The sequence below is a fragment of the Bacillus timonensis genome, from assembly GCF_004799755.1.
GTDB lineage: Bacteria > Bacillota > Bacilli > Bacillales > Bacillaceae_L > Ferdinandcohnia > Ferdinandcohnia timonensis_A.
In genome coordinates this window covers 50,365-68,666 of the sequence record NZ_SLUB01000007.1, presented here as the reverse complement: position 1 = coordinate 68,666, position 18,302 = coordinate 50,365, and the positions used below count along the sequence as shown (strand labels likewise).

At 37.0% G+C, this 18,302-nt stretch carries 17 protein-coding genes; all 17 read left to right on the top strand.

All coding sequences use genetic code 11. From position 1 onward, the window contains the following. The first annotated feature begins 1 nt into the window (after position 1). The 17 genes from E1I69_RS06245 to E1I69_RS06165 all read left to right on the top strand — a co-directional run bounded on the left by E1I69_RS06245 (position 2) and on the right by E1I69_RS06165 (position 18,250). The gene (locus E1I69_RS06245; protein ID WP_136378741.1) at positions 2–1,615 is read left to right on the top strand and encodes an extracellular solute-binding protein; all 1,614 of its coding nucleotides are present in this window, start codon (positions 2–4) and stop codon (positions 1,613–1,615) included. Between the two features lie 81 nt (positions 1,616–1,696). Next, the gene (locus E1I69_RS06240; protein WP_136378740.1) at positions 1,697–2,653 is read left to right on the top strand and encodes an ABC transporter permease; all 957 of its coding nucleotides are present in this window, start codon (positions 1,697–1,699) and stop codon (positions 2,651–2,653) included. 11 nt (positions 2,654–2,664) lie between these two features. Then, positions 2,665–3,561, top strand: a complete 897-nt coding sequence (locus E1I69_RS06235) for a carbohydrate ABC transporter permease (RefSeq protein ID WP_136378739.1) — start codon at positions 2,665–2,667, stop codon at positions 3,559–3,561. A gap of 39 nt (positions 3,562–3,600) precedes the next feature. After that, a complete protein-coding gene (locus tag E1I69_RS06230; RefSeq protein WP_136378738.1) occupies positions 3,601–4,221 on the top strand; it encodes a YesL family protein in 621 nt (206 codons plus the stop codon). A gap of 18 nt (positions 4,222–4,239) precedes the next feature. Then, the gene (murQ, locus tag E1I69_RS06225; RefSeq protein WP_136378737.1) at positions 4,240–5,178 is read left to right on the top strand and encodes an N-acetylmuramic acid 6-phosphate etherase; all 939 of its coding nucleotides are present in this window, start codon (positions 4,240–4,242) and stop codon (positions 5,176–5,178) included. A gap of 295 nt (positions 5,179–5,473) precedes the next feature. Continuing rightward, positions 5,474–6,184, top strand: coding sequence for a PIG-L deacetylase family protein (locus tag E1I69_RS06220; protein WP_136378736.1), 711 nt, complete (start codon positions 5,474–5,476; stop codon positions 6,182–6,184). A gap of 119 nt (positions 6,185–6,303) precedes the next feature. Continuing rightward, entirely contained in the window at positions 6,304–7,281 is a 978-nt protein-coding gene (locus tag E1I69_RS06215) for an ABC transporter permease (RefSeq protein WP_431731864.1), read from the top strand. Between the two features lie 13 nt (positions 7,282–7,294). Beyond that, positions 7,295–8,215, top strand: coding sequence for a carbohydrate ABC transporter permease (locus E1I69_RS06210; protein ID WP_136378734.1), 921 nt, complete (start codon positions 7,295–7,297; stop codon positions 8,213–8,215). A gap of 98 nt (positions 8,216–8,313) precedes the next feature. Continuing rightward, the gene (locus tag E1I69_RS06205) at positions 8,314–9,909 is read left to right on the top strand and encodes an extracellular solute-binding protein (RefSeq protein ID WP_136378733.1); all 1,596 of its coding nucleotides are present in this window, start codon (positions 8,314–8,316) and stop codon (positions 9,907–9,909) included. A 93-nt stretch (positions 9,910–10,002) separates the two neighbouring features. Further along, positions 10,003–10,626: a YesL family protein gene (locus E1I69_RS06200; RefSeq protein WP_136378732.1), complete on the top strand. Its 624-nt coding sequence runs from the start codon at positions 10,003–10,005 to the stop codon at positions 10,624–10,626. Positions 10,627–10,679: 53 nt separating this feature from the next. Continuing rightward, positions 10,680–11,828, top strand: a complete 1,149-nt coding sequence (locus E1I69_RS06195) for an exo-beta-N-acetylmuramidase NamZ family protein (protein ID WP_136378731.1) — start codon at positions 10,680–10,682, stop codon at positions 11,826–11,828. Between the two features lie 12 nt (positions 11,829–11,840). Beyond that, positions 11,841–12,755: an N-acetylmuramic acid 6-phosphate etherase gene (gene murQ / locus E1I69_RS06190; RefSeq protein ID WP_136378730.1), complete on the top strand. Its 915-nt coding sequence runs from the start codon at positions 11,841–11,843 to the stop codon at positions 12,753–12,755. A gap of 1 nt (position 12,756) precedes the next feature. After that, entirely contained in the window at positions 12,757–13,704 is a 948-nt protein-coding gene (locus E1I69_RS06185) for a GNAT family N-acetyltransferase (protein WP_136378729.1), read from the top strand. 133 nt (positions 13,705–13,837) lie between these two features. Beyond that, positions 13,838–14,698 carry a MurR/RpiR family transcriptional regulator gene (locus tag E1I69_RS06180; RefSeq protein WP_136378728.1) on the top strand — a complete coding sequence of 287 codons (861 nt, stop codon included), beginning with the start codon at positions 13,838–13,840 and terminating at the stop codon, positions 14,696–14,698. Between the two features lie 72 nt (positions 14,699–14,770). Beyond that, entirely contained in the window at positions 14,771–15,742 is a 972-nt protein-coding gene (locus E1I69_RS06175) for an N-acetylglucosamine kinase (protein ID WP_136378727.1), read from the top strand. Between the two features lie 69 nt (positions 15,743–15,811). Beyond that, on the top strand, positions 15,812–16,414 hold the full coding sequence (locus tag E1I69_RS06170; protein ID WP_136378726.1) for a DUF2441 domain-containing protein: 603 nt from the start codon (positions 15,812–15,814) through the stop codon (positions 16,412–16,414). A 63-nt stretch (positions 16,415–16,477) separates the two neighbouring features. Further along, positions 16,478–18,250, top strand: a complete 1,773-nt coding sequence (locus E1I69_RS06165; RefSeq protein ID WP_136378725.1) for an ABC transporter ATP-binding protein — start codon at positions 16,478–16,480, stop codon at positions 18,248–18,250. Positions 18,251–18,302: the final 52 nt, after the last annotated feature.

The window sequence follows — 18,302 nt, the reverse complement described above, 5'->3', positions numbered from 1 at the left end:
TATGAAACTGACCAAGCAATTATTTGTAGTAGTTATAGCGTTAGTCATGCTCCTCGCTGCATGTAGCAATAATACATCTTCAAAAAAGGAAGATAATCCAAAAGTAGATGAAGAAGCGTTAGCAAATGTAAATGAAACAGGATTTCCGATTGTCAAAGATCCTTTAACATTGAAAGTCTTTACAGGGAAATCAGCTCAAAATGTTAATTCCGATTGGAACGACATTTTGATTTGGAATACGTATGCGGAAATGACTAATGTAAATCTTGAATGGGAACAAATCCAAACAGACTCCTTAGAGGAAAAAAGAAACCTTGCTTTAGCAGGTGGAAATCTTCCTGATGTGTTTTTCTTATCTGCAATGCCAACCTTAGACCTTTTTAAATATGGGAAGCAAGGGACCTTTATTAAGTTAAATGATCTAATTGATCAATATGCACCAAATCTAAAGAAACTAATGGAAGAGAATCCAGAGATTCGAAAAGGAATTACTTTCCCAGATGGAAATATTTATTCCTTACCATCTATTGTTTCACCTGAATTTATGTCAGTTCGTATTGCAAGTAGACCTTGGTTTAGTCAAGAAGTACTTGATGCAACGGGAATGGAAGTACCAGAAACAACCGAGGAATTCTACCAATTCTTAAAAGCAACAAAAGAAAAAACGGGGAAAATTCCATACGGTGGGACAAGCATGGCTGAACTTGTATCCTGGTTACAGGGCTCATTCGGAGTCAGTAATAAGGGTGTCAGAAATGCGAATATTGATGTAAACCCAGAAAATGAAGAAGAGGTTCGCTTTTATGCAACATCAGATGATTTTAAAGCATTACTAGAATATGTGCATAAGCTTTATTCTGAAGGATTAGTAGAACAAAATATTTTCTCTATTGATTGGGGTCAATACTTAGCGAATGCTTCAGAAGGAAAGTATGCAAGTACCGTATTCTATGATCCAATTGAACTCTTTGGAGATGAAATTGGTAGTGATTATGTAAGTGCATCAGCATTAAAAGGTCCTAATGGACATCAAGAATTTTCTAAGGTTGCCCCTACAGTATCATCCATTGGGAACTTTGTTATTACGAGTGAAAATCCAAATCCAGCGGCTACAGTCAGATGGATGGACTACTTCTATAGTGATGAAGGTGCGAGACTTTATTACATGGGTGTAGAGGGGGAAACGTACGAGAAAACTGCGGATGGAAAATACGTATATACTGACAAAATTGTTAATAGTGCAGAAGGGTTAACGATGGAACAGGAAATAGCGAAGTATCTAACTTGGTTAGGCGGGATTCAAGGTATTATCAAACAAGAATATTTCCAAGGCTCTGAAAATGCTCCAACTTCATTAGAAGCGGCGGAAAAAATCACGCCATATGTTCCTGAAGAAATTTGGCCAGCATTCTTGTATACAGAAGAGGAAAATAGATTTCTATCGTCTACAGGAGCAGATATTAATAAATATGTGGCAGAACAAAGAGATAAATTTATTTCTGGTGACCTTCCATTCTCAGAATGGGACAAGTATGTAGAAACGATTGAAAAGATGGGACTTGAAGAATTAATGGAAATTCATCAAGCTGCATACGACCGTTATAAAGGAGAATAACAACAAAAACGGGTAAACAATTGACGTGTTGGGGGGAGAACCTCTTCTCCCCTGTTTTTAATTAGGAAAGGGGGCTATAAGATGGATGCAAAACCAGAAACAACCATTCAAGCACAAGTATTTGCAGGGAGTAGATTAAAACGTGCTAAAAAGAATTTTTTACTAAACTGGCAATTATATGTTTTCTTACTTCCAGCATTCACATATTTCATCATCTTTCATTACATCCCTATGTACGGGGTCCAAATTGCTTTTAAAGACTTCTATGCGAATCTAGGTATCGTAGGAAGTCCTTGGATAGGCTTTGAGCACTTTGAACGTTTTTTTAACTCCTATTATTTTTGGAGACTTTTAAAAAATACAATCATATTAAGTGCATATGGTTTAATACTATTTCCGTTACCAATCATTTTTGCCCTCGCTTTAAATGAACTTAAGAATGGACCATTTAAAAAATGGTCACAGACACTCACATATGCCCCACATTTCATATCTGTGGTTGTTGTCGTTGGTATGTTAGTTGCCTTTCTAGATCCTGTAACTGGTTTAGTTAATCATATTGTTGTTTCCCTTGGCGGTGAGCCGATTCGCTTTCTAACAGACCCTGATTGGTTTCGACATATATATGTTTGGTCCGGTCAATGGCAGTCACTTGGTTGGGGGACGATAATTTACCTAGCTGCATTAGCAGGAGTAAATCCAGAATTACATGAGGCGGCAAGGGTGGATGGTGCGACAAGATTACAACGAATTATTCATATTAATATTCCATCTATATTTCCTACAATTGTGGTGTTATTTATTTTAAATATCGGAAGTTTTATGTCTATCGGTTTTGAGAAGGTTTTATTGATGCAAAATTCTTTAAATGCCGAGACATCGGACATCATTCAAACATTCGTTTATCAAACAGGTTTGATTGAAGGACAATATAGTTTTGCTGCTGCTATTGGATTGTTCGATTCTGTTATAAACATTATATTACTCGTACTTGTTAACTATTTAGCAAGACGTGTTAGTAACAATAGCTTGTGGTAAGAGGTGATAACATGAAAACATTTAGTTTATCAGATAGAGCGTTCGATGTGATGAATACAATATTTGTAGCAGTCATTACATTAATCATTGTATATCCATTAATTTTTGTTATTAGTGCTTCCATTAGTGACCCAGATGCGGTAAATAGCGGTAGGATGTGGCTTTGGCCGGTAGACGTCTCATTCGCTGGTTTTCAACGGGTCTTTCAAAATGACGCCATATGGGTTGGCTATAAAAACACAATTATTTACACCATCGTGGGGACCTTACTTCACCTAATCGTTCTTCTTCCTTGTTCATATGCTTTATCTCGAAAAGAACTTAAAGGGAAAAAGATCTTGTTATGGGTAATTTTAATTACCATGCTATTTAGTGGCGGTTTAATTCCAACCTACCTTGTTGTTCAGTCCTTAGGGATGTTGAATACTATTTGGGCAATTGTGATTCCTGGTGTCGTCGGGGCGTGGTCCATTCTTGTCGCTAAAACCTTTTTTGAGCAGACGATTCCGGATCAATTGGTGGAGGCTTCTAAAATAGACGGTGCTTCTGACTTTATTATCTTTCGCAAGGTGGTTTTACCCTTATCGTTACCCATTATAGCTGTAATGGCACTTTTCCATGCTGTTGGATTATGGAATCAGTATTTTAATGCATTAATTTATCTGTCTGATGAGAGTCTATATCCATTGCAACTTATTTTAAGACAAATTTTAATCTTAAATGAAGTAAGTGCTGAAGGTATTGCAGGGGGAGCGGGGACAGCTCAGTCCTTTGTTGACCAGGTAAAAACGGCTTCACTCGTAAAATATGCAGTGATCATTGTATCGGCCTTACCGTTACTCATTGTCTATCCGTTTTTACAGAGGTTTTTTGTTAAAGGTGTGTTAATTGGTTCTGTTAAAGAATAAGGCTACACAAAAACTATCAATCTTTAGGAGGTTGTCAACTTGAATGGCATAGTAAGTGGTTATTATCGTTTATGTGTATCAATTACTAAGTTCGCATATCTCAATTTGCTATGGATTGTTTTTACCTTACTAGGATTGATTGTTCTTGGGTTTATGCCAGCTACGGTAGCGATGTTTGCGGTTGTCCGAAAATGGATATTAGGAGAAAAAGATATAAATATTTTTCAAACCTTTTGGAAGTCATATAGAAAAGAATTTATAAAATCAAATATTGTTGGAATGAGTATGTTATTGATTGGTTATTTATTGTCTATTGAATTCCAAATTTTAAGAAGCCAAGAGAGTCTATCTTATTTTATAGCAAGCTATGGGGTTTTAGCGCTTTTTCTCATATACATTATTATTCTTTTGTATATCTTTCCTTTATTTGTTCATTTCAAGTTAAAGATTGGACAATATGTAAAATGGTCATTCGTGATTGGGATGGTTCACCCTATTCTAACGGTCTTTTTACTGGTGGTAATTTGTTTAAGCACCTATTTATCATTGAAATTTTTCCCGGCGTTCCTTTTCTTTTTCGGAGGAAGTGTAATAGCTTACGTCGTTATGTGGGGGGCAGCAAAAACGTTTCCTAAATATGAGAAGGCATCAGAAATATGAATACAGGATGGATGATACATGATAAAAATTGAAGCTTTAACGACAGAAATGAGAAATGATAACAGTGTGAGTATTGACCAAATGTCGACCCGTGAGATATTAAAGACCATTAATGATGAGGATAAGACGGTTGCAAGTCGTGTAGAAGCTGTATTACCTGAAATTGCAGCAAGTGTTGAAATCGTCTATGAATCTCTTCTTAATGGAGGGAGATTATTTTATGTAGGAGCGGGTACTAGTGGACGTCTTGGAATCCTTGATGCCGTGGAATGCCCGCCAACCTTTCGTACCCCGCCTGAATTGGTTCAAGGAATCATGGCTGGGGGAAGTCGGGCTTTAGTCGAGGCGGTTGAAGGTGCAGAGGATGACCCTCATTTAGCGGCAAGGGATTTAAGTGCAAAAAAACTTGACCACGATGATGTTGTAGTAGGAATTGCGGCTAGTGGAAGAACACCCTATGTAGTTGGTGCTCTTCAGTACGCTAAACAGATTGGTGCGAAAACAATCTGTTTATCAAGTAATCAGGATTCGATCATTAGTAGGTACTCCGATATAGCCATTGAAGTGATGACAGGACCAGAAGTCATAACAGGTTCAACACGTATGAAAGCAGCAACCGCTCATAAACTTATATTGAATATGATCACTACCTCCTCCATGATAAAACTAGGTAAGGTCTATGAAAACTTAATGGTGGACGTAAATGCTAGTAATGTGAAATTAAAGGAACGTGCAAAGAACATTGTATCTACTATAACAAATGAACCATATCCCAAGGTGGAAGAAATACTAGAAATGACAAATTATGAAGTAAAACCAGCCATTGTGATGATTAAGGCAGGCGTTAATTTGGAAACCGCTAAAAGGTGTATTAAACTCTCTAATGGGTTTGTTCGAGAGGCAATTCAAGTAGCACAGCAAGAAGTTTATTTGAATAGTAAAAACAAACAGGGCTGACTCTAACATGAGTCGGCCTGAATTTTTGCTTAAGAGGAATATGATTAAAATTAATGAAATATAAATACAATAAATTATATTTTATAATAAAATTTGATTTCATTTATTTTTATTCCGTGATATACTGATGGTAGTTCAAAAGTTTAGTATAGAAGAGTTAATATTTTTTTGATTAATATTGAAAGCGTTATCTTTGTAACGTATGGTAATTAATCCCTATAGCCTTTGGTGCAATAACAGGAGTATTCTAGAAAAGAATTACATATTAACAAAAAATAGGAGAGGTGTAAACGAAATGGAAAAAAAGAAGCATTTAGTTCTAGTAGGTGCACATTGTGGAGATGTTGAGATTCAAGGTGGAGCAATCGCACATAAATATGCAAAAGCCGGGTGGGATGTAACTTTTGTTCATTTAACTGCAGGTGAAAAGGGTAATCCACCACATCTTTCAGTAGAGGAATACCGTGAACAGAAGATTAAAGAAGCTGAAAAAGTAGCAGAGATCTTAGGTGGGAAAAGTATAACACTAGATTATAAGGATGCAGAATTAAAACTAGATGATGAGATTGTTACTCGTGTAGCAACATTAATGCGTAAGCTTCGCCCAACTGTTGTCATCACTCACTGGGTGAACAGTATCCATTCGGACCATTCAACTTGTGCAAGAATTGTCGAAGCAGCTCAATTAAAAACTGGTCTACCAGGATTTGACTTAGATGGTCTACCTGCACATTTCTACCCATTCTATCATAGTGAAAACTGGGAGGACATGGAGGGATACGTTCCTGATATTTTCGTAGATGTGTCTGAAGAATTTGACACATATCTGGAAGCGTTGTCAAACTATTGGTTCATCATGAATTCAACATCATTCCGTTACTATGACTATTACAAAGCACTAGGGACAGTTCGAGGCTGTGTGAGTCGCGCAAAATATGCTCAAACGCTAAAATTCCCAACTGGTGGTAACGTGAGAAGAGGGTTTATTCCAGGACATGAAATTTAAGGTCTGAGAAGAACAATCCCCCTATTTCTTAAGATTAACTACTTAAAGAGGCGCTATGCAAAAGCGTAGCGCAAAGATTTTTCCCTTATATATGAATGAAAGGGGTTGTCTCAACTCTTATGAATAGTCCAATGAAGATTGAAACCGATGATCTTAAAACAACCATTTCAAAAGGGGCACCAAAAAAACGTAAAGTAAGAACACAGAGAATGGGGAAGATCATTAAGCATTGGCAGTTATATATCTTACTTGCACCAGCTATTATCTATTTTCTAGTATTTAAATACTACCCCATGTATGGTGTCCAAATTGCATTTAAGAATTTTAGGGCTGTAGACGGAATTCTTGGTAGTGAATGGGTTGGGTTTGAACATTTTACTCGTTTTTTTGAATCATATTATTTCTGGGATTTAATGTGGAATACACTATCGATTAATTTGTATCAATTATTGCTTTTCCCCGTTTCTATAATTGTTGCATTATCACTAAATGAATTAAGGGATGGGAAATTCAAAAAGACCGCTCAAACAATTACCTATGCACCACATTTTATTTCTGTCGTTGTTTTTGTTGGGATGCTCATTGCATTTTTGGATCCCGCGACAGGTATTATCAATCATTTTATTCAATTATTAGGCTTTGAACCTATTGATTTTATGACAAGCCCTGCCTGGTTTAAAACAATCTTCGTGTTCTCTGGGGAATGGCAAAACCTTGGATGGGGAGCCATTATTTATCTAGCAGCATTAGCAGGTATTGATCCACAGTTGCATGAAGCCGCAAAAGTAGATGGAGCAACGAGATTGCAGCGGATATGGCATATTAACCTACCAGGAATCATGCCGACGATTATTATTCTCCTTATCTTAAATATGGGGAATTTTATGTCAGTTGGTTTTGAAAAAATTCTATTAATGCAAAATCCATTAAACTTAGAAGCTTCACAAGTCATTCAAACCTATGTATATGACATTGGTTTATTGAATGGTCAGTTTAGCTACTCGACTGCAGTAGGATTATTCAACTCCGTTATAAACTTTATCATTTTAATCGTATTTAACAGACTGGCAAGAAGAACGGGTACAAGTCTATGGTAAAGGAGTATCCAGCATGAAAATAAAACCGAAAAAGTCTAGCAAAATAGTGGAAACAAAATCAGACCGAATATTTGATATAACGAATAAAATTCTTGTTTGGTTTTTTATCATTATTATCATGTACCCACTGATTTATATCGTAAGTGCCTCCATTAGTAACCCTAGTTTCGTAAATTCCGGTGAAATGTGGTTGTTCCCGAAGGATATTACATTTGAAGGGTTCCAAAGGGTCTTTGAAAGTAAAGACATTTGGATTGGATATCGAAACACGATCTTTTACACATTACTGGGTACTTTTATTAATCTAGCTGTTACTTTACCATGTGCGTACGCTCTATCCCGAACAGAATTAGTCGGAAAAGGTGTCATCATGGGAATGTTGATTTTTACTATGTTCTTTGATGGTGGACTTGTACCTACTTACCTCCTCGTTAGGGACCTAGGAATGGTCAATACCATTTGGGCAATGGTTATACCAAGTGCAGCATCTGTGTGGAATATCATTGTAACGATGACGTTCTTTAAGGTAACCATTCCAAGGGGATTAGAGGAAGCAGCGGAGGTTGATGGTGCTTCTGTGTTCAGAACATTCTTTCAAATCGTGCTACCATTATCAGCACCCATTATTGCAGTAATGGCTCTATTCTATGGAGTAGGCCACTGGAATCAGTATTTTGGAGCTTTGATTTATTTAACTGATCGAGAACTTTTCCCACTTCAACTTATCTTAAGGGAAATTTTAATACAGCAAGAAATCGCAACTGAAATTATGATGCAGGGTGGAAACATAGAGGCGATTGGGGAACAAGCACGTATCGCAAGTATTGTGAAGTATGCAGTCATGATTGTATCTGCGGCTCCACTTTTAATCGCCTATCCTTTCTTACAGCGCTTCTTCTTAAAAGGTGTCATGATTGGCTCTGTAAAAGGATAAAAGTTTCCATTTCACAAGGAGGTGAGAATGAAGGGAAAAATTTTACGGTAAGAGGCATTTATAAGATAAAAAATAACAACATTTAAGGGGGATTCTTTGTGAAATTCAAAAAGCAAATGAAAATAGCTGGAACAGTGTTGCTAGCATCAAGTTTACTTCTTGGAGCATGTTCGAATAAGGAAGAAGTATCGAAAGAAAAAGAAGCACCAAAGAACTTAAATGAAACAGGTTATCCAATTGTAAATGAAGCACTTACTTTAGAAATGATGGGACAGAGCTCTCCGCTTCAGCCAAATTGGGGAGATATGAACTTCTTCAAGAAAATGAATGAGTTAACAAATATTGATTTCACCTACCGAACTTCAACATCAGACCAATATGCGCAACAAAAACAATTAGCATTTACAAGTATGGAGCTTCCAGACCTCTTTTTCGGGGCTAATTTCACGGCTGCAGAAGAAGTTGATTATGGGGCACAAGGATTGCTAGCACCACTTGAGGGTCTAATCGACCAATACGCACCAAATCTACAAAAGGTTATGGAAAAATATCCAGATCTAAAGTCTTCGATTACAGCGCCAGACGGACATATTTATGCACTACCTGGGATTGATACATCTACAACTTCTCAAGTACCAATTATGTGGATGAATGGGTACTGGTTAGAAAATTTAGGCATTGACAAAAGACCAGAGACAACAGAAGAACTTTACCAGTTATTAAAGGATTATAAAGAAAAAGATCCGAATAAAAATGGAAAAGCGGATGAAATTCCTTTAACTGCCTCAAGTGTTGCTGAACTTAGATATCACTTTATGCCGGCTTTCGGAATTAACCAACAAGGCGGAATTTTTGAAAAGGACGGCAAGGTTGGATATGCATTCGTTCAGGATGGATATAAGGAATACTTAAAATACTTAAACCGATTATACTCTGAAAAGCTTTTAGACCAACAGGTATTCTCTCATACATGGGAACAATATGTAGCAAAAGGAGCAGAAGATCTTGTAGGTGTTTTCCCAACTTGGCCAATTGTAATGGTGGGCTACGCTGATCCAGCATTAGGGGCAAATTATCCACTATTACCACCATTAACAAGTGAGTTTAATGATCAAAAGCTTATGACAAAACTCTCTGAAATTAAAAGAGGACGCGCTGCGATCACTTCAGATAACGAGCATCCTGAGGCAACAATGCGTTGGTTAGATCATATGTATTCCGAAGAAGGAACTTACCTAGCACGTTTAGGTGTTGAAGGCGAGAACTGGGAGTGGGATGATAAAGGAAACTGGAAGCTGTTAGCTCCAGAAGGAATGAATACAACACAAGCAAATGCACAGCATGCTCCAGGTGCTGGATCTCCTGTACCAATGGTATTAGAACAGGAATTCTTTGCGAAAGAAGATAACCCAACTATCCACTTAATTTCAGGTTGGATTGAAGATGAATATTTACCATATGCAAAATTACCATTCCCACAAGTATACTTTACAGAAGAAGAACAAGCGAAACTCAATACAATTAAACCAGACTTAGATTCTTATCTAGAACAAATGGAAGCAAAATTTGTTTCGGGTCAAGCATCCATTGATGGTGAGTGGGATAACTTCGTTAAAACTTTAAACAAATTAGGTGCTGAAGAAATGGCAAAAATCAACCAAGCAGCATACGATCGTTGGGCAGAAGCAAAATAATAACACAAAGGATGAGCTGTCCCTGGACCACATATGGGTCACAGGGACAGGTTCCTTGTCCCAAATAGGGCGCAAGTTTTGAGGTGAAATGTAATGGGTATAGGTTTTGAAGGATTGATTTGGAAAATATATCGAATAGCGGAGGCTATAACTAGAATATTGTATATCAATCTTCTTTGGGTAGCTTTTTCATTATTGGGTGTCATTGTTTTAGGCTTTTTTCCTGCTACAGCTGCGATGTTTTCAGTTGTTCGAAAATGGATGCTAGGTGAGAAAGACATTCCAATCTTTAAGACATTCTGGCAATACTACAAATCCGAATTTATTCAATCGAACATACTCGGTTATGCATTGGCGTTAATAGGCGCATTGCTTTACGTTGACCTTCGATTTTTCCAATCATCTGATGGAATCATTACACTTGCTCTCTCTTATTTATTTATATTTTTATTATTGGTGTATTTTACAGTTGTGCTCTATATTTTTCCGGTATTCGTTCATTACCAGTTTAAAACGTTAGAATATATCAAATATGCATTAATTATGGCGATTGGTCGTCCTTTTCAAACTCTATTCATGATCCTAGGTTGTCTTTTGGTTCTCACTCTATTACGAATGGTACCTATGTTAATTATTTATTTCGGTGGTTCTTTACTGTGTTATGTACTTATGTGGATATCAATTAAATCATTTCCAAAAGAAGAAATCCAAGAATGATGAATATTAACATGAACAGTTCTATTTAGAAACGGATGGTTAGGAGTGGTTTAATGAAGATTGGTTTAGATGTTTTTTTAGAGAGCCAATATAAAGGCTATCTAGGTAAACGAATTGGGCTCGTAACAAATATTACGGGTGTAAATCAGAACCTTGTTCCTTCAATTGATCTATTTTATGAACACCCAGACATTCAATTAACTGCCTTATACGCACCTGAGCATGGCATTCGTGGAGATGCGAAAGAAGGGGAAAAGGTTGTAACGACAGTAGATCCAGATACAGGGTTACCTGTTTTTAGTTTATATGGCGAAAGCCGAAAACCTTCTAAGGAAATGTTAGAGCCCGTTGATGTGGTAGTTTTTGATCTTCAGGATATTGGCTCAAGATATTATACATTCATTTACACGATGGCCTATGTGATGGAAGCTTGCGCGGAATACGGAAAGGAATTCGTTGTTTTGGATCGACCTAATCCTGTTTCAGGAGAAAAATTAGAAGGGAACTTAGTTGAGGAGGATGTTAGGTCATTTGTAGGTTTATTACCAATTCCGAACAGACATGGTATGACTGTCGGGGAACTAGCTATATTATTTAAGCATGAATTTGGATATGATTGCGAGTTGACCATTGTTCCAATGCAAGGATGGAAAAGAGATATGTATTATGATGAAACAGGTCTTTTTTGGGTACCGCCTTCTCCGAACACAACAAACATTGATATGAACATCTTATATCCAGGTACATGTCTTGTGGAAGGAACAAATTTATCAGAAGGAAGAGGAACGACGAGACCCTTCGAATACATTGGTGCTCCATTTATAGATGGGCAAAGGTTAGCGAAGACATTTAACCAAAAAAAGATTTCAGGTGTGTTAGCACGCCCTACATCGTTTATTCCTACCTATCAAAAACATAAAGACGAAATATGTCGAGGAATACAACTACATGTAGTTGATAGACGAAAATTAAATTCTTTGGAAGCGGGAATTTTACTTATAGAGACGATAGCTGACATGTATCCTCATGATTTCAGCTTCATCAGTAGTAATAATGGAAAATACTTTTTTGATTTATTAGCAGGAACGAAAAAGCTTAGGGACTCCATTTTACATGGAACTTCAGTAGACTTCTTGGAGGCATGTGAGGGGCAAGTGGCTTCATTCAAAAAACAAAGAGAACCATATCTTTTGTATAAATAGGATGGTAAACATATGACAAACATATCAGCTTTAACAACCGAACTGCGAAATAAAAGTTCTGCAAATATTGATAACATGTCCACTATGGAAATTTTAAAGACAATTAATAATGAGGATAAAACAGTCGCTTATCGTGTAGAAGATGTTCTGCCCGAGATAGAAAAGACTGTAGAAATCGCCTATCAATCTTTAAGTCAAGGTGGCAGATTGTTTTATATTGGCGCAGGCACGAGTGGGAGAATTGGCATTTTGGATGCTGTTGAATGCCCACCAACATATAGTACTCCTCCTAACCTTGTGCAAGCGATTATTGCTGGTGGAAGTAATGCTTTTATTCAAGCAGTGGAAGGTGCGGAAGACAATATCCATTTAGGTGCTATCGACTTGGAGGAAAGAAACCTCACAGAAATTGATGTTGTTATCGGGATTGCTGCAAGCGGAAGAACACCATATGTGATTGGAGCGCTTCAATATGCTCAGCAAATTGGTGCGAAGACAGTTAGCCTATCTAGTAATAAAAACTCAAAGATTAGTCAGCATGCGGACATTGCTATTGAAGTTGAAACTGGACCTGAAGTAGTGACCGGTTCAACCCGGATGAAGGCTGCGACTGCCCATAAATTAATTTTAAATATGATCACAACCTCAACAATGATAAAGGTTGGAAAAGTATATGAAAATCTAATGGTTGATTTAAAAGTAAGCAATATCAAGCTACAGGAACGTGCCAAAAATATTGTCTCCACTATTACAAATGTTTCTTATGAAAAAGCAACAGAGATACTGGAGAAAACAAACTACGAGGTTAAGCCAGCAATTGTCATGATAAAAGCAGGTGTTTCCTTCGAAGACGCAAAAAAACACATTAATTCAGCTAATGGATTTGTACGAAAGGCAATTAATTTGGCTAGTAAGGGAGTGAATTAATATGGTGGAATATAGACATTATCAATCAGGTGATGAAAAACAAATTGTAGAGCTTTGGAATCAAAACTTATGGAAGGATCCGATCACTTCCAAGCGTTTTCGGAATCTAGTTTTATTAGATGCGAACTTTGATCCAGCGGGAATGAGGCTAGCTTTTGAGAATCATAAATTAATAGGCTGTGTGTATGCAGTAAGAAGACTTTTACCGATGTTTGGAACAGATTTAGAACCAGAAAATGGATGGATACCTTTCTTTTTCGTTGATAAAGGTTACCAACGTACAGGTGTTGGTGCACAATTGATGAAAGAGGCTGTTGACTTTTTAAGAGAGAATAATCGAAAGCATGTATTTTTCTCTTCTTATGCACCAAATTACATCATGCCAGGGATTGATGAGGCTGCTTATCCAGATGCCTACCAGTTTTTACAGGCACAAGGTTTTACTAAGCTATATTCTCCAATAGCAATGGATCGTAATTTAGTTGATTACAAGCTTTCCGATGAGATAAAAGAGCTTGTGAAACAAAGAGAAGAAGAGGGCTATACCTTTAGGAAAGCAGAGGATAAAGACCTTTACGAGGTTATCCAATTTGCTAATTTGAAGTTTAACCCAGATTGGGGAAGAGCCATCCGTGAAGGCGTTTTACAGGGATTGCCGATGGAGCGAATTCTTGTTGCAAGGCAGGGTGATAAAGTTGTAGGATTCTGTATTTATGGAGGCTATGAGCAGGTTCCGGATCGGTTCGGTCCATTTGGGGTTGACCCAGAGCAACAAGGAAAAGGCTTGGGCAAAATCTTATTACATTTATGTTTACAAAACATGAAAGCAGAAAGCTTACATGGAGCTTGGTTCCTTTGGACAGGTGAAAAGACTTCAGCGGGGTATCTTTATAAGAAAACAGGATTCACAATCACTCGTACCTTCCATGTGATGAAGAAGGATTTATAATCTTATAGGAGGAATTTGTCCTCTATCAGTTGAAATTAAAGATTAGAATAGTCTATTGTTATAATTGGGATTCATTTCTTTGAAATCCCGTTAACACTCGTATTTAGATAAAAAGAAATGAGCTGATACATGTATGTCTACAAATGGAGGACTTGTCATTCTTACCGAGATGCTACCAAGCTTACCACCCTCTGAGAAGAAAATTGCTTCTTATATTATTGAAAATCCCCAGGAGTCTATTTCATTAACTGCGAATGAATTAGGAAAAAGAAGCTCAACGAGTGGGGCGGCCGTCATCAGGCTTTGTAAATCACTAAATCTAAAAGGCTTTCAGGATTTAAAGCTTCGTATAGCGGGAGACCTTCAGAAAACGAATGATTTAGGATTTAGTGATATCGAGCCGAATGAATCGATTGTGTCAGTTATTGAAAAGATGACCAATAATAGTATTCAAACGATTCGCGAAACGGCAGAATTATTAAGTGTTGATGAACTGGAAAAAGCGATTGAGGTAGTCAGAAATGCAAGGAGAATCCATTTTATTGGAGTAGGCGCCTCAAGTATTATCGCTCAGGATGCGCAGCAAAAATTTCTTCGAATCAATAAAACAGCCTATGCATTTGCAGATATGCATATGGCAGCTACACAGGTCGCAAATGCAGAAGCGGGTGACGTGGTTGTAGGAATTTCTTTTTCAGGAGAAACAAAAGAGGTTGCTAAGGTTTTACAGTTAGCAAAAGAGAAGAAGGCTACGACGATTAGTTTAACAAAATACGGTAGTTCAATTGTAACCGATGCCGCGGATATCAAATTGTACACTTCTGTAACAAAGGAAACGACGTTTAGGAGTGGTGCTACTTCCTCTCGGATTGCGCAACTGCAAGTTATTGACATTCTTTTTATGTGTGTAGCCTCATTACAATACGATGATACGTTGATGCATTTAAATGCCACTCGAGAAGCCGTAGAGTTTCTAATGGGTAAGAATAAGTAGACCAACTAAAATCAAAGGCTAACTCGAAAATGGGTTAGTCTTTTTTATCACAAATAACGGGGGAATCCTTTCATGTATATTATAGGCATTGATGGTGGTGGAACGAAAACTAAAGGGGTTATTGCCACAGAAGCAGGAATTATTATAGCCCAAGCTACAGTAGGTGCATCGAACCCTAATAATGTAAAAAAGGAAGATTTGCAAAAAGAGCTTGCTAAGTTAATAGATATGTTGAAGACCGAGAGCAAGGAAGCCTTTAAAGAGGTGAAAAGAGTTTATGCAGGGATGTCTGGTGTCGATCATCCGTCAGCACGTAAAGAGATGAAGGTGCTGCTGGAATCCGTATTACCTAAAGCCATTCCAGTGACAGTTAATAATGATGCAATCACGGCTCTGTATTCAGGTACTTTGGGAAGGCCAGGAGTTGTTCAAATTGCAGGTACTGGTTCGATTACCTTTGGTCTAAACGGTGAAGGGGTTCTTGACCGAGTTGGTGGCTGGGGCTACTTACTAGGTGAGGGCGGAAGTGGTTTTGCCGTAGGTAGTGAAGGATTACAAGAAGCTTTTCGCTCTCATGACGGTCTAGCAGATGGGACAGAATTAATCACATTGCTATGTGAGCATTTTCAAGTTCAAAACCTACCAGATATCATTCATTCCATTTATAATGCTGTAAATCCAAAAGAGCTGATTGCTTCTTTAAGTAGGCATGTCTTTACAGCAGCAGATCATGGAGATATGGTTGCTCAAGCAATCATTCAAAAAAATGCCAATCATATTGGAGAAGCGGTTAGCTGTTTAATAAACAAGCAATTCAGCGAAAAAGAAAGAGCGCATGAATTACCGGTTGTACTTGCAGGAGGTCTTTTTAATCGGCTTGATTTATTTAAGGGACCAATGGAAGAGATTTTTGAAAAGTATTCAATCAAAGCTAAGTTAATTCGACCCGGGATTGAGCCTGTTGGTGGGGCTGTTATTGCGGGGCTACTTGAAGAAAATATTGAAGTGGATGAGGGGTTTATTGAGCGATTTAGTAAGCATTAATTGTAATGCAAGTTTCCGGAAATGAACGAACTTTCGGTGAGGTAGAATGGATTCGGATTGGGGTGGAAAATGAAGGGAAATGAGTTTCATGTTTATCACGTTGTTACCAAGAAAAAAATGATCTGTGGGCAGAAAATTAATTTTGATAAAAATCAGCACAATACCTTATATCGCTTCTTTTTTGAAAGAGAACATTTAAATACCAAAGGTGAAGATTTCATTCATATTTTAAACAGTCAAATTTCAACTGAAGGATTGACTTTGAATAAAGAGGATTCAGATGTAGCCTTTAGGTATATGGACCAAACCAACAGGGCGATTAGAGAAGTGATAGTAGAAATGGTTAGACTACAGAATTACCCTGAATGCCCTTCAAGACTGTCATGTCTGTACGCTGCGAAAAATTATGAAGGCGCTATCAAATGGAAAGAGTTATTTGACTCCTACAACCGTAAAGTATTGCAGATTGTTAAGTTACGAGTCATTGGAAATTATTTTGAGAGTGATGGAAATCTTTTGCCTAAGGAAGATAGGGTTCCTTTTTCTAAAAAAATTGAGCAAGCGAGAGAATATTGGAAGGGTAATATCAGTAGTGAACTTCCCGAGATTTTGATTAACGGAGATATTGAAGTTGTCGAAATTATTGATGATTTTTCACCGATATCTTTCTAGAGGTGGATAACCTTTTTTGATATTGACAATCATTGAGAAATAGTTCGATTAAGGAGGCAATAAATGGCTCAACCCAAAAAACATTCTTTCTATCTATTAATGCCTTATATTAAAAGATATTCCTCAAGTTATATTTTATTATTTGCGTTACTAGTAATGGGTGTTTTTCTGGACTTATTTTTCGCTTGGTTTTTAAAAAATATTACTGATTCAGCGGTCGCGGGCGACTTTGAGAAGGTGAAATGGTATTTCCTGTTGGGGGCACTATTAATAATTACCAATGTCATCATTAGCTTTTTTAACGCATATCTCCAATCTGTTTCCGTAAATAAAATAAAAAAAGATATAAAATCCGATGTTTTTAATCATCTTCTATGTGTTTCCAATTACTATTTTACTAGAGTCCATTCAGGAGATATCGTATCAAGATTAAATAACGATGCAAATAATATTGGTGGTGCGATTGGTAGTAATATTATAAATTTATTCCGTCACCCTTTAGCTGCCCTTGTTTCCTTTATTTATTTGTTAACGATAAATTGGCAATTATCTTTATTAACCTTGTTATTAGGTCCTTCGGCTTTATTATTAGGAAAACTTTTTGGTAAAGCTTTAAGGTCAAATAGTAAAAAAATTCATATTGAAACAGGCAGGGTTAATAGCTTTCTGCAGGATACCTTTTCTGGAAGAATTATTGTGAAAGTATTTGGATTAGAACAACAAATTTCAAATCAATTTCAAAATGATAGTGAGCGCATTTTATTGCTAGAATTGAAGGATGGGAAACTTCGAGGAGGATTGCAGGGTAGTGTAACAGGTGTTGGTTCAATGTCATTTATGATTTCATTAGGTCTAGGAGCTTTCTTCGTCGTAAATGGTACACTTTCAATTGGATCACTGTTGGCGTTTGTAAGTTTGCTACAAAATATAACTTCACCATTTACAGGGATGGCTAATATCTGGGCTGATTTCCAACGTTCCTTGTCAGCCGTCGAAAGATTGTTTTCTCTTTTAGAAAGTCCAAAGGAAATGGAACTATTAGAACTGTCAAAAAGGCATGAGGAAAATGATTTAAAAAAGGGCATCAAACTAGAGGAAATCTCCTTTTCATATGAAGAAAAAAATATAATTAAGAACCTTAGTCTAACAATTTCAAAAGGTGATGTTGTAGCAATAGTTGGGCCAAGTGGTTCTGGTAAGAGTACATTATTTCAATTGTTGTTGGGTTTAAGTAAGCCTGATAAAGGAAGAATTTTTATTGATGGTAAATCGATAGGAGAAATGACTATTTCTGAATTAAGAAGTTATTTTTCAATTGTTCCTCAAGATACATATTTATTCAATGGTTCAATAAGAGAAAATATTTCTTTTGGAAAATATGGTGCTAGTGAGAAAGAAATAATAGAGGCAGCAAATATAGCTAACGCCCATAAGTTTATAATGGAGTTAAATGATGACTATAATACCCAAGTTGGTGAACGAGGAACAAGGCTTTCAGGTGGACAAAAGCAGCGTATTTCTATCGCAAGAGCAGTTCTTAAAGATGCTCCTATATTATTGCTTGATGAGGCTACTTCTGCACTTGATTCCGAGTCTGAACAAGTGTTACAGGAATCATTAGATCAAATAATGAAAGATAAAACAACTATTATCATTGCACACAGGTTATCAACCATAAAAAATGCAAATATCATCTTGGTAATGGATGACGGAAAAGTCACCGAAATGGGATCCCATGAGGAGCTATTGAGGAAAAGTGGGACATATGCAAGGCTGTATCATTTGCAAAGGGCCAATGATACAGAAGGCAATATTCAAAACCAAGCGGTCCATTAATTGCGCCATTTTTCGTTGTAAAATGAAAAGAAGGTTTTCTAACGTTCAAGAA